This is a genomic window from Gordonia sp. NPDC003504 (assembly GCF_053587995.1).
Map to the genome: position 1 here is coordinate 122,590 of NZ_JBSFPC010000003.1, position 21,561 is coordinate 144,150.

Below are 21,561 nucleotides of genomic sequence, written 5' to 3' on the forward strand. Positions count from 1 at the left end.
AAGACGTATACGGATGAATCGGTGCGCAGAGTGGCGCGCAAAGTGAGGGCGAATATGAAGCATGCTCCCGGTCCGACCGGTCTGTACGACCCCGTCCACGAGCACGATGCCTGTGGTGTCGCCTTCGTCGTCGACATGCACGGTCGACGCAGCCGCAACATCGTCGACAAGGCGATCATGGCGCTGGTCAACCTGGAGCATCGCGGCGCCGCCGGCGCCGAACCGAACACCGGCGACGGCGCGGGCATCATGATCCAGGTTCCGGATCGCTTCCTGCGCGAGGTCGTCGACTTCGACCTGCCCGCCGAGGGCGCCTACGCCACCGGCATCGCCTTCCTGCCGCAGGGCTCCAAGGATGTGACCGAGGCGGTCGAGGGCGTCGAGAAGATCATCGAGTCCGAGGGCCTGAACCTGCTCGGCTGGCGCGAGGTGCCCACCAACGAGAACGGTCTCGGGGCGCTCGCGCGTGACGCGATGCCGACCTTCCGTCAGGTCTTCCTCTCGCTCCCCGAGGACGTCGAGGATGCCGACGGCATGGCGCTGGAGCGCAAGGCGTTCGTCGTCCGCAAGCGCGTCCAGCACGAACTCGGCAACAAGGGTGCCGGTGCCGACGGCCCGGGCCGCGAGACCGTCTACTTCCCGAGCCTGTCCGGCAAGACCTTCGTCTACAAGGGCATGCTGACCACCCCGCAGCTGCGGGAGTTCTACGTCGACCTGCAGGACTCGCGTGTCGAGTCGGCGCTGGGTCTGGTGCACTCGCGCTTCTCCACCAACACCTTCCCGTCGTGGCCGCTGGCCCACCCGTTCCGCCGCGTCGCGCACAACGGTGAGATCAACACCGTCACCGGCAACGAGAACTGGATGCGGGCCCGTGAGGCGCTCATCGACACCGAACTGTTCGGCGGCGAGGGCACGGCCGAGAAGATCTTCCCGGTGTGCACACCGGGTGCGTCCGACACCGCGCGCTTCGACGAGGCGCTCGAGATGCTGCACCTCGGTGGCCGCAGCCTCCCGCATGCGGTGCTGATGATGATCCCCGAGGCGTGGGAACGTCACGAGTCGATGAAGCCGGAGCACCGCGCGTTCTACGAGTATCACGCGACGCTGATGGAGCCGTGGGACGGACCGGCGTCGGTGTGCTTCACCGACGGCACCGTCGTCGGCGCGGTTCTCGACCGAAATGGTCTGCGCCCCAGCCGCATCTGGGTCACCAAGGACGGCCTCGTCGTGATGGCCTCGGAGGTCGGCGTCCTCGACATCGACCATTCCGACGTGGTGCAGAAGATGCGCCTACAGCCGGGCCGGATGTTCCTCGTCGACACCGCGGCCGGCCGCATCGTCGACGACGAGGAGATCAAGGACGAACTCGCCGCCGAGCACCCTTACCAGGAGTGGCTGGACAACGGGCTCGTGCACATCGATCACGTCAAGGCGCTGCCGCATGAGCACATGTCGCATCACCGGGTCACGTTGCGCCAGTTGACCTTCGGATACACCACCGAGGAGCTGAACCTGCTGGTCGCGCCGATGGCGAAGACCGGCGCGGAGGCCATCGGCTCGATGGGCACCGACACCCCGATCGCGGTGCTCTCGGCACGGCCGCGGATGTTGTTCGACTACTTCCAGCAGCTCTTCGCGCAGGTGACCAACCCGCCGTTGGACGCGATCCGCGAGGAGATCGTCACCAGCATCGGCGCCACCATCGGCTCCGAAGCCGACCTGCTGCACCCGGGCCCCGAGTCGTGCCGCCAGATCGCGCTGCCCTCACCGGTTCTCGACAACGATCACCTGGCCAAGCTGGTCCGGATCAACGACGACGAGAACCTGCCCGACTTCCGCAGCGCCCACATCCACGGCCTGTATCCGGTGGCCGAGGGCGGCGCCGGACTGCGCAAGGCACTCGACGAGGTCCGCGCCAAGGTCAGCGCCGCGATCGCCGACGGGGTGAACCTGATCATCCTGAGCGACCGGGAATCCGACGAGACGCTCGCCCCGATCCCGTCGCTGCTGCTGACCGCCGCGGTGCATCATCACCTGGTGCGTGAGCGCAAGCGCACCCAGGTCGGCCTGATCGTCGAATCCGGCGACTGCCGCGAGGTGCATCACGTCGCCACGCTGGTGGGTTTCGGTGCGGCAGCGGTCAATCCGTACATGGCGTTCGAATCCATCGAGGACATGGTCGAACGCGGAGTGCTCGGCGACATCGACTTCGAGACCGCCCGCACCAACTACATCAAGGCCGCGGGCAAGGGCGTGCTGAAGGTGATGAGCAAGATGGGCATCTCGACGGTGGCCTCCTACACCGGCGCCCAGCTCTTCCAGGTCATCGGCATCAACACCGAGACCGTCGACGAGTTCTTCGCCGGCATGCGCAGCCAGCTCGGTGGTATCGGTCTCGACGAGATTGCCGCCGACGTCGCCGCCCGCCACCAACTCGCGTTCAGCGAGCGTCCCTCGGAGCGGGCGCATCGCGAACTGCCGGTCGGCGGTGAATACCAGTGGCGCCGTGAGGGTGAGTACCACCTGTTCAACCCGGACACGGTGTTCAAGCTGCAGCACGCCACCCGCACCGGGCAGTACAAGGTGTTCAAGGAATACACCAAGCTCGTCGACGATCAGTCGCGCAAGCTGGCCACCCTGCGTGGTCTGTTCGACTTCAATTTCGGTGACCGCGACCCGATCCCGATCGACAAGGTCGAATCCGCCCGCGAGATCGTCAAGCGATTCTCCACCGGCGCCATGAGTTTCGGGTCGATCTCGGCCGAGGCACACGAGACCCTCGCGATCGCGATGAACCGCCTCGGTGGCCGGTCGAATTCCGGTGAGGGCGGCGAGGATCCGCGTCGCTTCCACCATGACGAGAACGGCGACTGGCGGCGCAGCGCGATCAAGCAGGTCGCGTCGGGACGTTTCGGCGTCACCTCGCACTACCTGACCAACTGCACCGACATCCAGATCAAGATGGCGCAGGGCGCCAAGCCCGGTGAGGGCGGCCAGCTGCCGCCGCACAAGGTGTATCCGTGGGTCGCCGAGGTGCGTGGTTCGACGCCGGGCGTCGGCCTCATCTCGCCGCCGCCGCACCACGACATCTACTCGATCGAGGATCTCGCGCAGCTGATCCACGACCTGAAGAACGCGAACCCGCAGGCGCGGATTCACGTCAAGCTGGTCAGTGAAATCGGTGTCGGTACCGTCGCCGCGGGTGTGTCCAAGGCGCACGCCGACGTGGTGCTCATCTCCGGGCATGACGGTGGTACCGGCGCGTCGCCGCTGACCTCCCTCAAGCATGCCGGTGCGCCGTGGGAGATCGGCCTCGCCGAGACTCAGCAGACATTGCTGCTCAACGGACTTCGCGACCGCATCTCGGTGCAGGTCGACGGCCAGCTCAAGACCGGTCGGGACGTGGTGATCGCGGCACTGCTCGGTGCCGAGGAATTCGGTTTCGCCACCGCGCCGCTGGTGGTGTCGGGCTGCATCATGATGCGGGTCTGCCACCTCGACACCTGCCCGGTGGGTGTGGCCACCCAGAACCCGCTGCTGCGTGAGCGTTTCACCGGCAAGCCGGAGTTCGTCGAGAACTTCTTCCTGTTCATCGCCGAAGAGGTCCGGGAACTGCTGGCGCGTCTGGGATTCCGGACGCTGCAGGAGGCCGTCGGTCACGTCGAGGCACTTGATACCGGTAAGGCGCAGGCGCATTGGGCGTCGGACAAGGCCGGCAAGCTGGATCTGTCGTCGGTGCTGGCGCTGACCGAGTCGCCGTTCATGAACCAGGATCTGTACTGCTCCGGCGTGCAGGACCACGGTCTGGACAAGGCGCTCGACCAGCAACTGATCGCGCAGAGCCGTGAGGCGATCGACAGTGGTACCCGGGTGAGCTTCACCTCGAAGATCACCAACGTCAACCGCACCGTCGGCACCATGCTCGGCCACGAGGTCACCAAGACCTATGGTGCGCAAGGGCTTCCGGACGGCACCATCATGATCGACTTCACCGGGTCGGCGGGCAACAGCTTCGGAGCGTTCGTGCCCAAGGGCATCACCCTGCGCCTCGAGGGCGACGCCAACGACTTCGTCGGCAAGGGACTCTCCGGTGGTCGTATCGTGGTGCGCCCGGCGGCCAATGCGCCGGAAGGCTTTGTGGCCGAGGACAACATCATCGCCGGCAACGTGATCGGCTTCGGTGCGACAGCGGGCAAGATCTTCCTGCGTGGTGTGGTCGGTGAGCGGTTCTGCGTGCGTAACTCGGGTGCGACCGCCGTCGTCGAGGGCGTCGGCGATCACGGCTGCGAGTACATGACCGGTGGCCGGGTGGTGGTACTCGGGGACACCGGACGCAACTTCGCGGCCGGCATGTCCGGCGGCATCGCCTACGTATACGACCCGGCGGGACGATTCGCCGACAACCTCAACACCGAACTGGTGGAGTTCGAGCCGCTCGACGACGAGGACATCGCGTTCCTGTCGGCGACGATCTCCGAGCACCGCGACGAGACCGGATCTCCGGTTGCCGCAGCGGTTCTCACCGAGTGGGAGACCACGCAGAGCCAGTTCGCCAAGGTGATGCCCCGCGACTTCAAGCGGGTGCTCGCGGCGGCGGCAGCGGCCGAGCGAGATGGACGAGACGTGAACGAAGCGATCATGGAGGCCGCACGTGGCTGACCCCAGAGGATTCCTCAAGCACACCGAGCGTGAACTGCCCGACCGTCGACCCGTCGACCTGCGACTGCTCGACTGGAAAGAGGTCTACACCGACTTCGGCAAGGACGAGTTAAAGACGCAGGCCAGTCGCTGCATGGATTGCGGTATCCCGTTCTGCCACAACGGTTGCCCGCTGGGGAACCTGATCCCCGAGTGGAACGATCTGGTCTACAAGAACCAGTGGGATGCCGGCATCGAACGGCTGCACGCCACCAACAACTTCCCGGAGTTCACCGGTCGGTTGTGCCCGGCGCCGTGCGAGGCGTCGTGCGTGCTCGGCATCAACCAGCCTGCCGTGACCATCAAGCAGGTCGAGGTCGAACTCATCGACAACGCCTGGGATTCCGGCCTGGTCACCCCGGTGCTGCCGACCGAGCGGACCGGTAAGAATGTGGCCGTCGTCGGCTCGGGCCCTGCCGGATTGGCTGCCGCGCAGCAGCTCACCCGCGCCGGTCACACCGTGTACGTCTACGAGCGGGCCGACCGCATCGGTGGTCTGCTGCGCTACGGCATCCCCGAGTTCAAGATGGAGAAGCGGCACATCGACCGTCGTCTGGAGCAGATGAAGGCCGAGGGCACCGTCTTCCGGACCGGCGTCAACGTCGGCGTCGACATCACCATCGAGCAGCTGCGCACCGATTACGACGCGGTGGTGCTCGCGATGGGCTCGACCATCGGTCGTGACCTGCCCATCCCGGGTCGTGAACTCGACGGTATCCATCAGGCGATGGAGTTCCTGCCGCAGGCCAACCGGATCCAGTTGGGCGACACCGTCGAATCCCAGATCAGCGCCAAGGGCAAAAAGGTCGTCATCATCGGCGGCGGCGACACCGGCGCCGACTGCCTGGGCACCTCGCTGCGTCAGGGTGCCGAGATCGTGCACCAGTTCGAGATCATGCCGCGGCCGCCACAGGAACGTGCCGAGTCGACCCCGTGGCCGACGTATCCGCTGATGTACCGCGTCTCCTCGGCCCACGAGGAGGGCGGCGAGCGGGTGTTCTCGGTCAACACCGAGCAGTTCGTCGGCGAGAACGGCAAGGTCACCGCGCTCCAGGCGCACGAGGTGAAGATGGTCGACGGTCGCTTCCAGAAGGTCGAGGGCTCCGACTTCGAGCTGGAATGCGATCTCGTCCTGCTGGCCATGGGCTTCGTCGGCCCCGAGCGCAACGATCTGCTCGACAAGCTCGGCGTCGAGTACGACCAGCGCGGAAACATCAAGCGCGACGACGAGTTCCGGGCGATCGGCCAGGATGGCGTGTTCGTGGCCGGTGACGCCGGCCGTGGTCAGTCGCTGATCGTGTGGGCGATCGCCGAGGGCCGTTCGGCCGCGGCGGCCGCCGACGCGTTCCTCGCCGGCCAGACCGATCTGCCCGCGCCGATCTATCCGACGCAGGTCGCTCAGCGCTGACACGCCCGCTGAGGTTGGGTCCTGTTGGAGAATCTGGGTGCCACAGCACACATATTTTCCAACAGGACCCCATTGCTCTCATCCGAACCGGGGTCGTCGGCGAATCCCTGATGACACCGCTCAGCGATCGAGAGGACTCATCCGTGGTCGACGTATCCCGCACCTTCACCGTCAGCCGTCCGCGCGCAGAGGTCGTGGCCTATCTGCGTGACTTCGCCAACGCCACCGCCTGGGATCCCGGGACCGTCGAGTGCACGCCGGAAACGCCGGGCGACATAGGGCTCGGTACCCGCTGGCACAACAAGTCGAAGCTGTACGGCATCTCCACCGAACTGACCTATGAGTTGGTGCGCGACGACGCCGACCACGTCGTGTTCTCCGGCAGCAACAAGACCGCCACGACCTCCGACGATCTGTCCTTCGCCGACGCCGACGGCGGCGGGACGACGATCACGTACCGCGCGCTGGTCGACTTCCACCGGTTCGCGTTCATCGGCGAACTGCTGTTCGGATTCATCTTCGGGCGGCTGGCCGATTCGGTGCCGAAACAGATGACCGAGGTGCTCGAGTCCCGCTGAAATCTGTGTGGCGTGTGCCACTCGGGAGATTTTCCGCAGGTCAACGCGCTGGCGCGTCGCTACCGGATCGGTAACGTTGCGCGTGTCATCATCGACGTACACGGGTGAGTTGCGATTGGGGAATCGACAACTACGGTTCTTTGAAGTTCGTATCCGTTGTACTGATCAGGGAAGCCTCAAGTCATGAAATTGACTGACAGCATCAACTCTCACCGACGCCCCTCCAAACTGTTCGCGCTGGCCAACCGGCGTGGTCGCCGGCAGGCCCGGATGTTCCCGGCCGAGGCGGAACGACTGGCAACCCCCGCCGAACTCAAGCGACTGGCGCTCTAACCCGCGTCAGCCCGCGTCGCGGCCGCCCGCGGTGGCCGTACCGCTACTCGGCGACGACCCGCGCCGACTCGCCGGCGAACTCGACCACGTCACCGACGGCCAACTGCCGGCCGCGTCGGGTCTCCACCTCACCGTTCACCGAGACCTCGCCGTCGGCGATGACCTCCTTGGCCTCCGCCCCGGACTCGATGAGGTTGGCCAGCTTCAGGAACTGGCCGAGGCGGATCGTGTCATCTCTGATCGTCACGTCGAACACACGCCCATAGTGCCCGTAATGAACCACTCGTGGCGACCGCAACCGCCGACTAACGTTGGCTGCCATGGCGGTCGACACACCACCCTCGCGAACCGGCACCGACGTCCCGCATGAGCCCGACCGGACGGTCGCCGACCGGCGGTCGGCGGATCTGCTCGAGCAGATCCGGCACCCGCGGGGTTTCGGACATCGGGCACCGCAGATCGCCGGCACCGTCGTCGGCGTCATGGCGGCGATCGCATTGGCGTCGAGCATTCTGCCGTTCTTCCGGCACTGGATTCACGTACCCCGCGACTACGTGGACAACTACATCATCGCGATGCCGGAGACCAGCTTCGCGTGGGCGTACGTGCTGGCGCTCGTCGCCATCGCGCTGGCCGCCCGCAAACGCATCGCCTGGTGGATCTGCGTCATCATCCTGGTGCTGTTCATGCTCACCAACTCCCTGCTGCTCATCCCGGCGGTCGCCGACGAACTCGAGATTTCGCGGACCGAACGCGTCAACCTCGTCATCGGCTTGGGGATCGACGTCGCGATCCTGATCTTCCTGCTTCTCACCTATCGACAGTTCTATACGCGGGTCCGGCGCGCGGCGCTGCTGCGCGCGCTCGTCGTCCTGATCGTGGGCCTGTTCGTCGCCACCCTCCTCGGGTGGGCGCTGGTGGCACTGTTCCCCGGAACGTTGCAGTCCGGTGAGCGCCTGCCGTACGCCTTCAACCGGGTGGTGGCCTTCGCGACCATCGACCAACGCACCTTCGACGGTCACGCCCACGCGCCGATCAACGGCCTGCTGGGGTTGTTCGGCGCACTGGCACTCATCGCCGCGGCGATCGTGCTGTTCCGGTCGCAACGTCTGAAATCGTTGATGACCGCGGAGGATGAACGCCTCATCCGCGCGTTGATCACCCGATTCGGCGACGACGACTCGCTGGCCTATTTCTCCACCCGGCGGGACAAGGCGGTGGTGTTCTCACCCGACGGCCGTGCCGCCATCACTTATCGGGTGGAGTTGGGTGTCGGCCTGGCCGGCGGTGATCCGATCGGTGACCGGGAATCGTGGCCCGGCGCGATCGCGGAGTTCCTGACCCTGTGTGAACGGTACGGGTGGCATCCGGCGGCGATGGGCGCCGGCGAACGCGGCGCCGAGGCCTACGATGCGGCCGGGTTCAACACCCTCAACATCGGCGACGAGGCGATCATCCACACCCGCGAGTTCAGCCTGTCCGGATCGGCGATGAAGAGCGTACGTCAGGCCGTCACCCGTAACCGTCGGGCCGGGGTGATGGTGCGTATTCGTCGGCACGGAGAGCTGACCGACGCCGAGATGGTCGACGTCGTGGCGCGTGCCGACGCGTGGCGCGACACCGACGAGGAGCGCGGATTCGCGATGGCGCTCTCCCGGATCGGTGATCCGGCCGACGACAACTGTCTGCTCGTCGAGGCGATCCAGACCGGCGACGATGGCACGGAACGGGTGATCGGCATGCTGAGCTTCGTGCCGTGGGGACGGCGCGGGGTGTCGCTGGATCTGATGCGCCGCGACCGCAACGGCGTCAACGGCGTCGTCGAGACGATGGTCGCAGAACTGTGCCGACAGGCCGAGCAGGTCGGTGTCACCGACGTCTCGCTGAACTTCGCGACGTTCCGCGCGTTCTTCGAGCAGGGTGGCCAGATCGGTGCCGGCCCGGTCATGCGGGCCACCTACTCGGTGCTGATGTTCGGTTCCCGGTTCTTCCAGATGGAATCGCTCTACAAGTCCAACGCCAAGTACCTGCCGGATTGGCAACCGCGGTTCCTGTGCTTCGAGGACGCCCGGATGCTGCCGCGTGCGGGCCTGGCGAGCGTGGTCACAGAGGGATTCGTGCGGCTGCCGCGGTTCGGCCGCAAGGAACAGTACGAGGCGGGCCAGCCGTCGATCCCGGCCGGTGTCGACGTCGACGCGCTGATCGCGCAATTCGAGGCCGAGGCCGACCGCAGCGCCGTGGAGGTCCACCGCCCCGAGCAGGTGCGGGTCCGGATGGCCAAACTGGAGCGGCTCGTCGAGCAGGGATTCGATCCGTATCCACCCGCCGATGCCCCGACCCACACCATCGCGCAGGCCGTCGCCGAGCCGATGGGTACGCAGGTGACGATCGCCGGACGGGTGACCCGCTTCCGCGACTTCGGCAAGGTCATCTTCGCCGACGTCCACGACTGGTCGGGACAGGTGCAGCTCCTCGTCGAGGCCGATCGGATCATTCCGGGCACACCGGATTTCGGCTCGGATGTGGATCTCGGTGACCTGATCGAGGTACGCGGCGAGGTCGGCACCAGCCGTAAGGGCGAACTGTCGATCCTCATCGACGCGTGGCGGATCAACGGCAAATGCCTGCGTCCGCTCCCGGACAAGTGGTCCGGCCTGGCCGACCCGGAAGCCCGTGTCCGGCAACGGTATCTGGATCTGGCCACCAATGCCGAAAGCCGTGATCTGCTGCGTATCCGCAGCGTGGTGGTGAAGTCGCTACGCGACTTCCTGGCCACCCGTGACTATCTCGAGGTCGAGACGCCGATTCTGCAACGAATCCATGGCGGCGCCAACGCAACTCCGTTCCGGACCCACATCAACGCCTACAACCTCGACCTGTACCTGCGGATCGCGCCGGAACTCTACCTCAAGCGGCTGTGCGTCGGCGGGGTGGAGAAGGTCTTCGAGATCGGCCGCAACTTCCGCAACGAAGGCGTCGACTTCTCCCACAACCCGGAGTTCACCAGCCTGGAAGCCTATGAGGCACACAGTGATTACCTCAAAATGCTGGATCTGACGCGGGAGATGATCCAGTTCGCCGCGACCGCCGCGCACGGTGAACCGGTGATCTACCGGACCGGCGACGACGGCGAGACGCAGCGTATCGACATCTCCGGACCGTGGCCGGTGAAGACGGTGCACGAGGTGGTCTCCGAAGGTGCCGGCGAGGAGATCACCCCGGAGACGAGCGCCGAGGAACTGCGTCGTATCTGCGATCGGCTGGAGATCGCGCACCGTCCCGACTGGGATGCCGGCGCACTGGTACTCGAACTCTACGAACATCTCGGTGAGGACCGCACCACCTTCCCGACCTTCTACATCGACTTCCCGACGTCGACGTCGCCGTTGACGCGTGCGCACCGCAGCCGCCCGGGTGTCGCCGAACGTTGGGATCTGGTGGCGTGGGGCGTCGAATTGGGTACCGCGTACACCGAATTGACCGACCCCGTGGAGCAGCGGGCCCGGCTCACCGCGCAGTCGATCCTGGCCGCCGACGGTGATCCCGAGGCGATGGAACTCGACGAGGACTTCCTCGAGGCCTTGGAGTACGCGATGCCGCCCACCGGTGGCCTCGGTATCGGCGTGGACCGCGTGGTCATGCTCATCACCGGCCAGTCCATCCGCGAATCCCTGCCGTTCCCGCTCGTCAAACCGGACGAGGGATAACCGATGCAGGATCTGACGACGGTGCGGCAACCGCCGGGGAAGTTCTTCGAGATCGCCGGTCGGAGAATACATGTCGTCGATCAGGGGGTCGGTGATCCGGTGCTGCTGATGGCGGCGCTGGGCAGCAACTGGTTCGATCTCGATGCGATCGCCTGGCGGCTGCGCGCACGATCGCGGCGGGTGATCCGTTACGACCGCCCCGGATACGGCTTCTCCGAGGAGCCGGCGCCCGGTCATGTTCCGACGCTCGCCGACGAAATCGAGCGCATGCGTGCGGTTCTCGACGCGGTGGGGGTCACCGAGCCGGTGGTGGTGGTGGGGCATTCGTTGGCCTCGCTCTACGTCGAGGGCTTTGCTCGCGCACATCCGGATCGCATTGCCGCGGTGGTGATGCTCGACGGATCGTTCGTCCTGCTGCCATGGCGACTGGTGCCGACCGCATTCCGCGTCGCCAACGCCCATCGGTTGATCGCCGTCGTGCGGGAGGTCGCTCGGCGCACCGATCTTCGGCTGCACGGCCGAGCGCTGCTGCGTGCACGCCTCCTGCCGCAACCGCCGGAAGGGTTCGGCGACGCGGAGCAGGCGTGGGCCGAACAGCTCTTCGGTGGTACGTCGATGTTGCTGGCCACGCTGGTGGAGAATGCGGCGTTTCCGGCCATCAACGAAGCGCTTCGCCAGATACGGAAGGTGGCCGAGATCCCGCCGGTGCCGGTGGTTGTGGTGGTGGCGCTGTCCGGACCGTCGGTGTGGCAACGGGTCTGGCGGTGGAAGCAGCAACGGTATGCCCGGATGTTGGGCGGTTCGATTCGGGCACTCCGGTCACGACACTTCATCGTCCTCGACCAACCCGAGGCACTCGCGCGGATCATCGACGAGGTGCGGGCGTTGCCGAGGCCATTCGGGGGACCGACCGGGCCGAAGAACTGATTCGTCGGTGCCCACGTGCAGTGGCTACCCGTGCAGGCACGAGTGACGAGGGCACCTGGGTTGCGGGGCGGATGTGCGTGCGGAGGAAGTGCGCAGAGAGGCGGGCGTTCCGTTCTGGTCGCGGTCGGCGTTTTCGAACTCGCTGAGTGCACTGACCTTCGTGGTGCTACCCCGCGACGTACTTCCACTACACCTGATGGAAAACAACAACCGCATTCAGATGAGCAGCCACTGTCGCAACGTGTTCGCACTGCGACTGCCGGCTGTTGCCCCGCGGCGATCGATGTCGCCGCGGTGGGCGACGCCGAAGATGCGCTGACCGCCACCCTCGGGCGGCTCGGTGCGTTGGCCGAGGAGTACCCGGACCTCGGCGTCGTGCGCAGTTACGAAGCGCTGCAACGAGAACTCGGCGACACCGAGGATCGGATCGTCGTCGCGCGGCCCCTCTACAACGCCAACGTCCGCGCCCTCAACACCGGGATCGGCAGTGTGCCCGCCTCGGTGGTGGTGTCGCTGCATCGGGTGACGCCGGAGCAGTACTTCGAGATCGGCGACGTGTCGGTGCGGGATGTGGTCGACGTGGATCGACTCTTCGGTGATCGGGACGATCCGGCCTGAACCCGTACCGGTGGCCGGGTTGTCGGTTCAGATGCCGTATTCGGCGACCCGATCCACGAACATCTGCCCGGTCGGGACGATGATGCCGCCGAAGTTGTCGAGTTGCAGGGCCAGGTGCATGGCGCGCGGCGGGAACCGTGCGGGATCGGTGCTGATCGCCCACTGGACACCGTCGCGGAACACCGCGATATGCGACGGTGTCCACTCCACCGCCCAACTGTGCCAGGCGGTGGTGTCGACGAAGGTGGTGTGGGATTCGACGGTGTCCAGGGGGCTGTAATGCAGGTCGTACTGGACCGCCTGCCGGGTGGCGTCGACGATCTCCATGAAGTCGACCTCGCCGCCGACCGGCCAGTCCTCCGCGTCGGGCCAGAGCAGCGCCACCGCATGCCAATTCGGCGATGCGATGGTGGTTCTGGCACAGATCTCCCAGCGGCCGTACTTGCGTCCCGCCCACGTGGGGGTGACGCCACCGGAGTCGCCGTTGATGCTCGAGGTGATCGCCAATGCGCCGTCGGAGATGGACACCGCGTCGCGCGTGCGGCTGCCGTTCCCGGCATGGCCGGCGCCCTCGTAGACGTGCCAGTTGCTCAGCGAGTTGAAGTCATCGGCGTGATCGGGCGTGCCCCAGCCATGTTGGGCGGCGGCGGTTGCGGTGCACCGGGCCGATGACGACGATCCGAGGTCGAGGGCGTGTGCGTCGCCCGGATCGGCCGCGATCGTCGCTCCGGCGACCACGCCGAGGGTGAGAATGGGGCGAAGGAATGTCGACACCAATGGTCGCAGACGCATTTTCGGCACGGGTAGAACATAGCAGAGTATTTTGTCGGCTGCCGGGCCGGAATGCGCATTCTTTCAGTCGGAAATCGCATTCTTTGTTATCGGTGCAGCGGATGTGGTAGCCGCAATTTCGGAGGCGGCGGAATCGTCGGAATCCGGAACACTTTCCGAGGTCGGCGTCGACGTATCGGGGGTTGTGGGGTCGGGGGTTATCGGGTCGGAACTCTGTTCGGTCGAGGGGGATGTGGACGTCGGTGCCGGCGTCGACTGCGTTGATGTCGTCGTCGACGGTGTTGATGTCGTCGTCGACGATGCCGGCGAGTCCTCGGTCTCGTCGGGGTCGGTGGCCGTCGGGGTCGATGCTGTGGGTGTCGATGCTGGGGGTGTCGATGCCGAATCGACTTCCGGTGTGGACGATTCCGATGGGGACGCCGCAGATACGGCGCGTGCGGACACGGTCGGAGTCGAGGTGGGCGCAGTCGAGGTGGGCGCAGTCGAGGTGGGCGCAGTCGAGGTGACGGCGTACTTCTTCAGCGCCTCTTCGAGTTTGGCGACTTCTTCGGCGTCGGTGCGAATCCACCGGTTCCAGGTGTGGGCGCCGTCGGTGTAGATGAACTCGATGGGCAGTCCCAGGAGGTCGGCCTGTGCGTTGAGCAGCAGTGTCGACGCGAACGACACGACCTCGAGGCCGACGCCGATCGCGACGTTGAGGATCCCGCCCTGGGCCATCATCTCGTCCCACTCGGCCTGCGATGCGGGCAGGCCGTTGCCGGTGGAGACGATGATGGTCTGCCCGTTGGCCTTCGCCGCCGCGATCCGCGCGGCGACGTCGTTGGCGGCCCATGTGTTACCCGGTAGGAACGGGTTGCCCCAGAGGGCGTCGAAGCCGTTGGACACGCCTTGTCGGGTGGCGAGAATGAACGGTACTGCGAGATACCCGAAGATATTGTCGGTCTGGTAATAGCCCGAACGGGACACCGCGACGGAGAAGACGTCGGGATATTTCAGCGCCAGATTGATGGCCTGTCCGCCGGAGATCGACAGGCCGGAGATGGCATTCCCCGACGTGCTGATATCGAATTCTTCATTCAGGAATGCGGGCAGTTCTTCCCCGGCGAAGGTCTCCCAGGCCGGATAGAACTCGCCCCCCTCGTAGGTGGTGAGGACGTTGCCGTCGTTGTCGCGGGGTGTCGACTGCCAGTTCGCCGACCAGGTGGTGGCCGAATCGGGGATGGCGACGAGGTTGTACTCGGTGCCGTACAGATCGCCGCGGCCGTTGGTGCTCGGGTCGCTGAGTTGGCCGAGGAAGTACACGGCCTGTTCGGATTCGCCTGCCTCCTGATCCGACGGCCGGATCTTGACCGTCACCGAGGTCTGCATCGACTCCGACCACACCCAGCAGGTCTGGATGTTGGCCGCGCGATCGGCGTCGCTGGTGAACGCACACCCGTCCCGGACGACGGTCGGGTCGACCGCGAAGGCCTGCCCGGCGCCGGTGGCCAGTCCGACGGTGGTGAGCACGGCGACGGCGCAGACCGCAAGGCGCGTTCGTGGACGACGCATTCCGGATGTGGCGGAGGTGCTCCGGAGCGGCATCGTCGGGTCTCCTTGCTCGGCGGCGGTCGGCGAGAACCGACCCTACCCTAAGGATTAGGTAAGGCTAACTTCAGGTGTGACTCAGCTGTCGGGGCGCCGACGGTCATCCTGCTCACACCGGCCATACGTGTGCCCGCGGGTAACACCTATGCTGGTCGGCATGAGTGAGCTCACTTTCACCCCGACCGCGGATCTGGTCGACGAGATCGGCGCCGACGTGCGCAGCTGCGACACCCAGTTCACCCAGTACGGTGGCGTCCGCGAGTTCGTCGGAACCGTCAGCACCGTCCGATGCTTCCAGGACAATGCGCTGCTGAAGTCCATCCTCGGCGAATCCAACCCCGGTGGCGTCCTCGTCATCGACGGCGACGCGTCGGTGCACACCGCGCTGGTCGGCGATCTCATCGCCGAACTCGGCCGCTCCAACGGTTGGGTCGGCATCGTCGTCAACGGTGCGATCCGCGACGCCAAGACGATCGGCGGAATGGACATCGGTGTGAAGGCCCTGGGCACCAACCCGCGCAAGTCGACCAAGACCGGTGTCGGTGAACGCGATGTCCCGGTGGAACTGGGTGGGATCACCTTCGCCCCCGGAGACACGCTCTACTCCGACGACGACGGCATCGTCCTCGTCGCCGCCGTCTGACCTTTCCGACCGCACCACTCACCGAGGAGTCCCGTCATGCCGAAACCCACGTCTGCGTACTTCGCGCGATTGGGCGCGTTGGTGGCCATCGACGACGCCGACAAGCGTCCGACCCGTCCGGTGCTCGAGGCGTTCAGCGGCGTCGAGATGGCCACGATTCCGGTGGGGACGGCCCAGGACCTCGAAACCGCCGTCGCCCGGGCGCGCGTCGCGCAGGAAGGGTGGGCCGCGCGGCCGGCTGCGGACCGCGCCAAGGTGATCGCGAAGTTCTCCGAGCTCGTGCACCGCCACGCCGACTCGCTGATGGACATCGCGCAGGCGGAGTCGGGCAAGGCCCGGATCTACGCGCAGGAAGAGGTCATCGACGTCGCCCTCACCGCGCGGCACTACGCCACCGTCGGGCCCAAGGCGCTGGCCGAGCACAAGGTCAAGGGCCTTATCCCGGGGGCGACCAATGTGCGGGTGCGCTACCAGCCCAAGGGCGTCGTCGGCGTCATCAGTCCCTGGAACTATCCGCTGACGCTCGCGGTGTCCGACGCCGTGGCCGCGCTCATCGCCGGCAACGGCGTCGTCATCAAGCCGGACAGCCAGACCCCGTACTGCTCCCTGGCGCTGGCCGAGTTGCTGTACGAGGCAGGTCTGCCGCAGGAACTCTTCGCCGTCGTTCCCGGCCCGGGCAGCGTCGTCGGGCATGCCATCGTCGCCACCACCGACTACGTGATGTTCACCGGCTCCTCGACGACCGGCGCGACCTTGGCGGCGCAGGCCGGGCAACGCCTCATCGGGTTCTCCGCCGAACTGGGCGGCAAGAACCCGATGATCGTGACCGCCGGTGCCAACATCGACCGGGCCGTCGAGGGCGCCGCGCGGGCCTGTTTCTCGAACTCGGGACAGCTGTGCATCTCCATCGAGCGGCTCTACGTCGACGCGATCATCGCCGACGAATTCACCGAGAAGTTCGGTGCATACGTGCGCAACATGAAGCTGGACGCGACCTATGACTTCCGTGCCGATATGGGTTCGTTGGCCTCGGCGGCGCAGGTCGACACCACCGAGGCGCATGTCGAGGACGCGGTGTCCAAGGGCGCCACGGTGATTGCCGGTGGCAAACGCCGCGCGGATCTCGGCCCGTTCTTCTATGAGCCGACCGTCCTGACCGGCGTGACCGACGCGATGACCTGCTACGGCAACGAGACCTTCGGTCCGGTGGTGTCGATCTATCCGGTGGATACCATCGACGAGGCCATCAAACTCGCCAACGACACCGACTACGGCCTCAACGCCAGCGTCTTCGCGGGCAGCAGCGAGGAAGCCCAGCGGATCGCGGAGAAACTGCGCGCCGGCACCGTCAACATCAACGAGGGATACGCCGCGGCGTGGGCGTCGACGGCCGCCCCGATGGGCGGCATGGGCATCTCCGGTGTCGGGCGGCGTCACGGCGAGGAGGGGTTGCTCAAGTACACCGAGCCCCAGACGATCGCCGAACAGCGGTTCCTCGGCATCGACCGCGCACCGGGTATCCCCAAGGACTTCTATCGTGCGCTGACCCCGATGGCGATGCGCGCACTGAAGTACCTGCCCGGCCGCTGACCCGCGTCAGGGCGCCACCGCCGATTTCCACCGTTTGTACGACGCGCGCCCGAGACGTGAATCGTGTTGGATGCAAGGGTGTTCGGTGAAAGAGGCCGATGGCGTGCCGTCGGAGTGGGTGTGGTGCTGGCGGTTGTCGTCGTCGCCGTGGCGGCGGCGTCGGCGGTACCGACCGGGGCCGTGGCGATACACGCGGGATCGACGAGTGCGGTCGTCGAGCCCCCACCCGTCGAGCAGCAACTGGTCCTCAGTTTCACCGGCGACAACATCCTGGGTACCGACGACAAGTTCTCCACCTCGAACTCGCTGCCGACGCTCTGGGAACAGAGCGGGCGACGCCCCGACTACTTCTTCCAGAACGTCAAACGATTCCTCGACGCCGACGACCTCACCGTCGCCAATTTCGAAGTGGCACTGACCCGTCGGCTGAATCAGCGGTACAAGGGCGAGGGCGAGGTGTACCACTTCCACGGGGAGCCTGCCCTCGCCGCGACGCTGCCGGCGGGCGGGATCGACGTGGTGACCGTCGCCAACAATCACACCTTCGACTACGGCCAGGCCGGCTTCGACGACACCCTCGCGGCGTTGCGGGGCGTCGGCGTCGAATACTTCGGCACCGGCTACGAGGGTGAGGGATCGACCTACGACATCCGTAATCTGACGACGGTCAAGGGTGTGACGTTCGGCTTCGTCGGCTATCAGGCGTGGACTGACGATCCGGCGATGCGCCGGAAACTGGTGACCGACATCCATCGCCTGCGCGCGGCCGGCGCCGACGTCGTGATCCCGTTCATGCACTGGGGAATCGAGTCCGAACACGTGCCGTACAGCGTGCAGACCGAGTTGGCCCACCTCGCCATCGACAGCGGTGCCGATCTGGTGGTCGGCACCCACCCGCACGTGATCCAGTCGATGGAGATCTACCGCGGCAAGCTCATCGCCTACTCGTTCGGCAATTTCGCCTTCGGCGGCAACAGCAATCCGACGGACAAGCGGACGTTCATCCTCCAGACCCGATTCGACATGTCCGGCAAGGACGTTCGGGGAGTCGACTTCCGGGTGATCCCGACGCGGGTCTCGCGAACGGAGGCGTACAACGACTACGTCCCGACGCCCTATCCGCCGGCGGAGGGCCGGGAGGTGTTGGCCTTCATCAACGAGATCTCGCCGACGCTGCGGGGTCGTGCGGTCAACGCCTTTGTTCCGGTGGCGCCCCGCCCGGTGACGTCGCCGCCGGCATCGCCGTCCGTGGTGGCCGGTCCGGGCTGAGGTGCCTTTCCGCAGGTAGCAGCGTGTTATGTGGGTGATGATCTCCCGCAATGCACGCATTCGTTGACGTGAGCAAGGTGCGAGGAGTTCCCGATTTGTCCTACCGCCACCGAAGACCGACCCAGGAACCCATGGCCCTGGATTTCCGACGCGGTCGTGTGGTGCTACGTCAAAGGTGGCGACTGACGCAGAAGAGCAGAGCCAGTCATTCGATCGACGATCCACGTCGACGGTCCATCAACTCCGTGATGGAGTACTGACCTGATCCGTAGTCCCTTATCCGTAGTCGTGCGGATATCCGTTTCTGTTGCAGGACAAAGAGTTTCGGCTACCTACCGAGTGGTCGGCGAGTTTCTTCGCGCCTCGGCCACGCCCTCCACCGTCCGCACTCGGTTCGGGTCGGATTCGAACTCGGCAAATGCAGCTAGTGCGCGGCCCAACCGTTGGCGTTGCCTGCCTGACGCCACTCCCGGTCCCACTGATCGGCGTGGGCGCGCGCCACCCGCCGGCGGACGAGTGCAACCGCGCCGATCATGATGGCGAAGACCAGCGCCCAGCTGAGAATGCCGACCCAGACGGCACCGAGGATCCGCTCCAACGGGCCTGCATGCTGCTGCAGCTGGGAACCATCGGCGGTGGTCCAGATGTCGATCGACGAACCCTCCGCGGTGCCGTGCGGTACCGACGTGATCGCGGTGTGCGTGCCGTCGGCGTTCCGCCAGGAGACCGTGGCGGACGTGTCGATCGCGGTCGGGTCGGCCGCGACCACACTGAGGACCGTCGCCGACGCCGGGATCGCACGATCGGCGCGGGCGGTGACCGAGTCATAGGTGGTGGTGGCCGCCCAGATGCACAGCGGAATCGCCAGTACCGTCACCAGCACGGCCGACCAACCGGCGCGGGCGAGATGTCGATCGCCACGACGCATCAGCGGGTTGGTCGACCACGGATAGAACGCGGCGAATCGCCGGTACGTGGTGTGCGCCGCCATCTGAACCTCGTCACAAAGGGGAACTCTCGTATCCAGAATTGGCCTCTGGGCGCCGCAATGCCAACCACAATGCCGGTTGACCGTGGTTTTTGTGACCAACAGAACACTCCGACGTTCACAGACTTCTCCCAGTTGGTGTCCAGTCTCAGCGGAGCCCGGCGACCCACTCTGGTACTCGACGCAGTGCGTGTGATGCCTATCGGTACGGCGCACGCGAAAAGACCCCGATCCGCTCAGGAGGAGTGATGACCGCAATTCTGGACCGGCCGAGCACGTCGCCGCCGGCCGACGATGCCGCGCCACCGGCGCACCGGCGATCCCGACGTGCCGTGCCCTGGAGCAAGCTCTCCCTGGCCGGACTGTTGACCGCAACCGGATTCCTCTACCTGTGGAATCTCTCGGCCAGCGGCTACGGCAACAGCTTCTACGCCGCCGCGGCATGGGCGGGATCGGAGAGCTGGAAGGCCTGGTTCTTCGGAGCCCTCGATCCGTCGAACTTCATCACCGTCGACAAGCCGCCGGCCTCGCTGTGGGTGACCGGACTGTCGGTGCGGATCTTCGGGATGAACTCGTGGGCGGTACTCGCCCCGCAGGCCATCATGGGCATGTTGGCCGTCGCACTGATGTACGCGACGATGCGTCGCGTCTTCACCGATCCGCGTCACGGCACCGCCGCGGGCCTCATCGCCGGTGCCGTCCTCGCCTTCACACCGGCCGCGGCGCTCATGTTCCGCTTCAACAATCCCGACGCGCTGCTGGTCCTGCTCATGGTCGCCGGCGGATATTGCATGACGCGGGCCATCGCGACGAACTCCGGCCGCTGGCTGGCCCTCGTCGGTGTGGCGCTCGGCTTCGCATTCCTCACCAAGATGTTGCAAGGTCTGCTGGTACTGCCGGCCTTCGGCTTGGCCTACCTGATCTTCGCCAACAACGGATGGATCAAGCGCATCGCCCACCTGCTGGGTGCGGCACTCGCGTTGGTCGTCTCGGCCGGCTGGTTCGTGGTCGTCACGATGATCGTGCCGGCGAGTTCGCGGCCCTACATCGGTGGCTCCATCGACAACTCGTTCATGGATCTGGTCCTCGGCTACAACGGCGTCGGACGCATCAGCGGTGGCCAGGGCAATGGGCCCGGCGGTGGCGGTGGTACGGCCGGCGGTTCGTTCGGCGGCTCCACCGGCCTCGATCGGCTGTTCAGCTCGGAGATGGGCAATGAGATCTCCTGGCTGCTGCCCGTGGCCCTGTTTGTGGTGGCCTTCGGCGTGTACCTGATGATCCGCAGCTTCCCGACCTTCTCCTACCGCAACGGGGTGAATCGGGTCGAGTCCGGCGCCATCGTCACCTGGGGTGGCTGGCTGCTGGTGACCGGCATGGTCTTCAGCTACATGAGCGGCACGATCCACCCGTACTACACGGTGGCCCTCGCCCCGGCGATCGGCGCCCTGGTCGGCATGGGAGCAGTCTTCGCCTGGCGTCGACGTGACCACTGGGACGGCCGCATCGCGATGGCCGCGATGATCGGACTGGCCGCCGCGTGGTCGATCGTCCTGCTCGATCGCAACGACTGGGGTCCGGTGTGGTGCCGCTGGCTGATCGGTGTGGTCGCCGTGGTCGCAGTTGTGGGCGTCATCGCCGGCTCCGTGCTCGGACTCAAGAAGCTCGTTGCGGCGTCACTGATCGCCGGATCACTCGCCGGTTTCGGTGGAACAGCGGCCTTCTCGATCGCCACCGCGGCGACCGCGCACAGCGGCTCGATCCCGACCGCGGTCCAGACCTCCATGGAAGGTGGCGGCATGGGTGGCCCCGGCGGCGGAGGTAACCGCGGAGGCGGCACACCGCCCGGACAGAACCAGGGTTCGACGCAGGGTCAGGGTTCGACCCAGAATCAGGGTCAGGGTTCGACGCAGGGTCAGGGTTCGACGCAGGGCCAGGGTTCGAGCCAGAGCCAGGGTTCGACGCAGAGCCAGGGTCAGGGCTCGACCGCCGGCCAGGGCAGCGGCCAGCAGACCGGACAACGTTCGGGCGGTGGCGGCATGGGTGGCCCCGGCGGCGCGTCGACCAGCGCCGAGTTGGTGAAACTCCTCCAGGCCTCCGACACCAAGTGGGCGGCGGCGACCAACGGTTCGCAGTCGGCAGCGGGTATCGAGATCGCCTCGGGTGAGGCCGTGATGGCCATCGGCGGTTGGAGCGGTGACCCCGCTCCGACGCTCGATGAGTTCAAGCAGATGGTGGCCGACGGCCAGATCGCCTACTACATCGGTGGTTCCGGTGGCGGTCCCGGCGGGAACTCGGAGATCTCCACCTGGGTGTCGGAGCACTTCACCGCGATCACCGTCGGCGGGCAGACGGTCTACAAGCTGATCTGACCCATCCGGCAGACACCGGCACAACAGCCGCGACCATTCCGGTCGCGGCTGTTG

The 21,561-nt window shown here is 66.2% G+C and carries 15 protein-coding genes; 11 read left to right on the top strand and 4 right to left on the bottom strand.

Annotated elements, in window-relative coordinates; genetic code table 11:
* The first annotated feature begins 54 nt into the window (after positions 1-54).
* From gltB to ACWDPV_RS08205, 4 genes are all read left to right on the top strand, one after another.
* Complete coding sequence (gene gltB, locus ACWDPV_RS08190) at positions 55-4,659, top strand: glutamate synthase large subunit (protein ID WP_449742530.1); 4,605 nt, start codon at positions 55-57, stop codon at positions 4,657-4,659.
* Positions 4,652-6,106, top strand: a complete 1,455-nt coding sequence (locus tag ACWDPV_RS08195; RefSeq protein ID WP_449742531.1) for a glutamate synthase subunit beta — start codon at positions 4,652-4,654, stop codon at positions 6,104-6,106. Before gltB ends, ACWDPV_RS08195 begins: the two co-directional genes overlap by 8 nt.
* A gap of 143 nt (positions 6,107-6,249) precedes the next feature.
* The gene (locus tag ACWDPV_RS08200; RefSeq protein WP_449742532.1) at positions 6,250-6,684 is read left to right on the top strand and encodes an SRPBCC family protein; all 435 of its coding nucleotides are present in this window, start codon (positions 6,250-6,252) and stop codon (positions 6,682-6,684) included.
* 183 nt (positions 6,685-6,867) lie between these two features.
* Entirely contained in the window at positions 6,868-7,017 is a 150-nt protein-coding gene (locus ACWDPV_RS08205; RefSeq protein ID WP_449742533.1) for a hypothetical protein, read from the top strand.
* 43 nt (positions 7,018-7,060) lie between these two features.
* Here ACWDPV_RS08205 and ACWDPV_RS08210 read toward each other — a convergent pair whose 3' ends face one another.
* Positions 7,061-7,273: an RNA-binding S4 domain-containing protein gene (locus ACWDPV_RS08210; protein ID WP_449742534.1), complete on the bottom strand. Its 213-nt coding sequence runs from the start codon at positions 7,271-7,273 to the stop codon at positions 7,061-7,063.
* 64 nt (positions 7,274-7,337) lie between these two features.
* On the opposite strand from ACWDPV_RS08210, the gene lysX reads away from it, so the two are divergent.
* Genes lysX through ACWDPV_RS08225 form a run of 3 tightly spaced genes read left to right on the top strand, consistent with a single transcriptional unit; the run spans position 7,338 to position 12,269 of the window.
* Complete coding sequence (gene lysX, locus ACWDPV_RS08215) at positions 7,338-10,724, top strand: bifunctional lysylphosphatidylglycerol synthetase/lysine--tRNA ligase LysX (protein WP_449742535.1); 3,387 nt, start codon at positions 7,338-7,340, stop codon at positions 10,722-10,724.
* Between the two features lie 3 nt (positions 10,725-10,727).
* Positions 10,728-11,651 (top strand): alpha/beta fold hydrolase, encoded by a 924-nt coding sequence (locus ACWDPV_RS08220; protein WP_449742536.1) that lies wholly within the window; start codon positions 10,728-10,730, stop codon positions 11,649-11,651.
* Between the two features lie 42 nt (positions 11,652-11,693).
* Positions 11,694-12,269, top strand: coding sequence for a LemA family protein (locus tag ACWDPV_RS08225; protein ID WP_449742537.1), 576 nt, complete (start codon positions 11,694-11,696; stop codon positions 12,267-12,269).
* 27 nt (positions 12,270-12,296) lie between these two features.
* On the opposite strand, the gene ACWDPV_RS08230 is transcribed toward ACWDPV_RS08225, so the two are convergent.
* A complete protein-coding gene (locus tag ACWDPV_RS08230; RefSeq protein ID WP_449742538.1) occupies positions 12,297-13,061 on the bottom strand; it encodes a glycoside hydrolase family 16 protein in 765 nt (254 codons plus the stop codon).
* A gap of 63 nt (positions 13,062-13,124) precedes the next feature.
* Positions 13,125-14,645, bottom strand: a complete 1,521-nt coding sequence (locus tag ACWDPV_RS08235) for an alpha/beta hydrolase-fold protein (protein WP_449742539.1) — start codon at positions 14,643-14,645, stop codon at positions 13,125-13,127.
* A 148-nt stretch (positions 14,646-14,793) separates the two neighbouring features.
* Between ACWDPV_RS08235 and rraA the strand changes: the two genes are divergently transcribed.
* From rraA to ACWDPV_RS08250, 3 genes are all read left to right on the top strand, one after another.
* On the top strand, positions 14,794-15,291 hold the full coding sequence (rraA, locus tag ACWDPV_RS08240) for a ribonuclease E activity regulator RraA (protein ID WP_449742540.1): 498 nt from the start codon (positions 14,794-14,796) through the stop codon (positions 15,289-15,291).
* Positions 15,292-15,327: 36 nt separating this feature from the next.
* A complete protein-coding gene (locus ACWDPV_RS08245; protein ID WP_449742541.1) occupies positions 15,328-16,881 on the top strand; it encodes a succinic semialdehyde dehydrogenase in 1,554 nt (517 codons plus the stop codon).
* Between the two features lie 78 nt (positions 16,882-16,959).
* A complete protein-coding gene (locus tag ACWDPV_RS08250) occupies positions 16,960-18,150 on the top strand; it encodes a CapA family protein (RefSeq protein WP_449742542.1) in 1,191 nt (396 codons plus the stop codon).
* Between the two features lie 424 nt (positions 18,151-18,574).
* Here ACWDPV_RS08250 and ACWDPV_RS08255 read toward each other — a convergent pair whose 3' ends face one another.
* Positions 18,575-19,141, bottom strand: coding sequence for an Rv1733c family protein (locus ACWDPV_RS08255; protein WP_449742543.1), 567 nt, complete (start codon positions 19,139-19,141; stop codon positions 18,575-18,577).
* A gap of 245 nt (positions 19,142-19,386) precedes the next feature.
* Here ACWDPV_RS08255 and ACWDPV_RS08260 point away from each other — a divergent pair, with 245 nt between their 5' ends.
* The gene (locus tag ACWDPV_RS08260; RefSeq protein ID WP_449742544.1) at positions 19,387-21,507 is read left to right on the top strand and encodes an ArnT family glycosyltransferase; all 2,121 of its coding nucleotides are present in this window, start codon (positions 19,387-19,389) and stop codon (positions 21,505-21,507) included.
* Positions 21,508-21,561 lie beyond the last annotated feature (54 nt).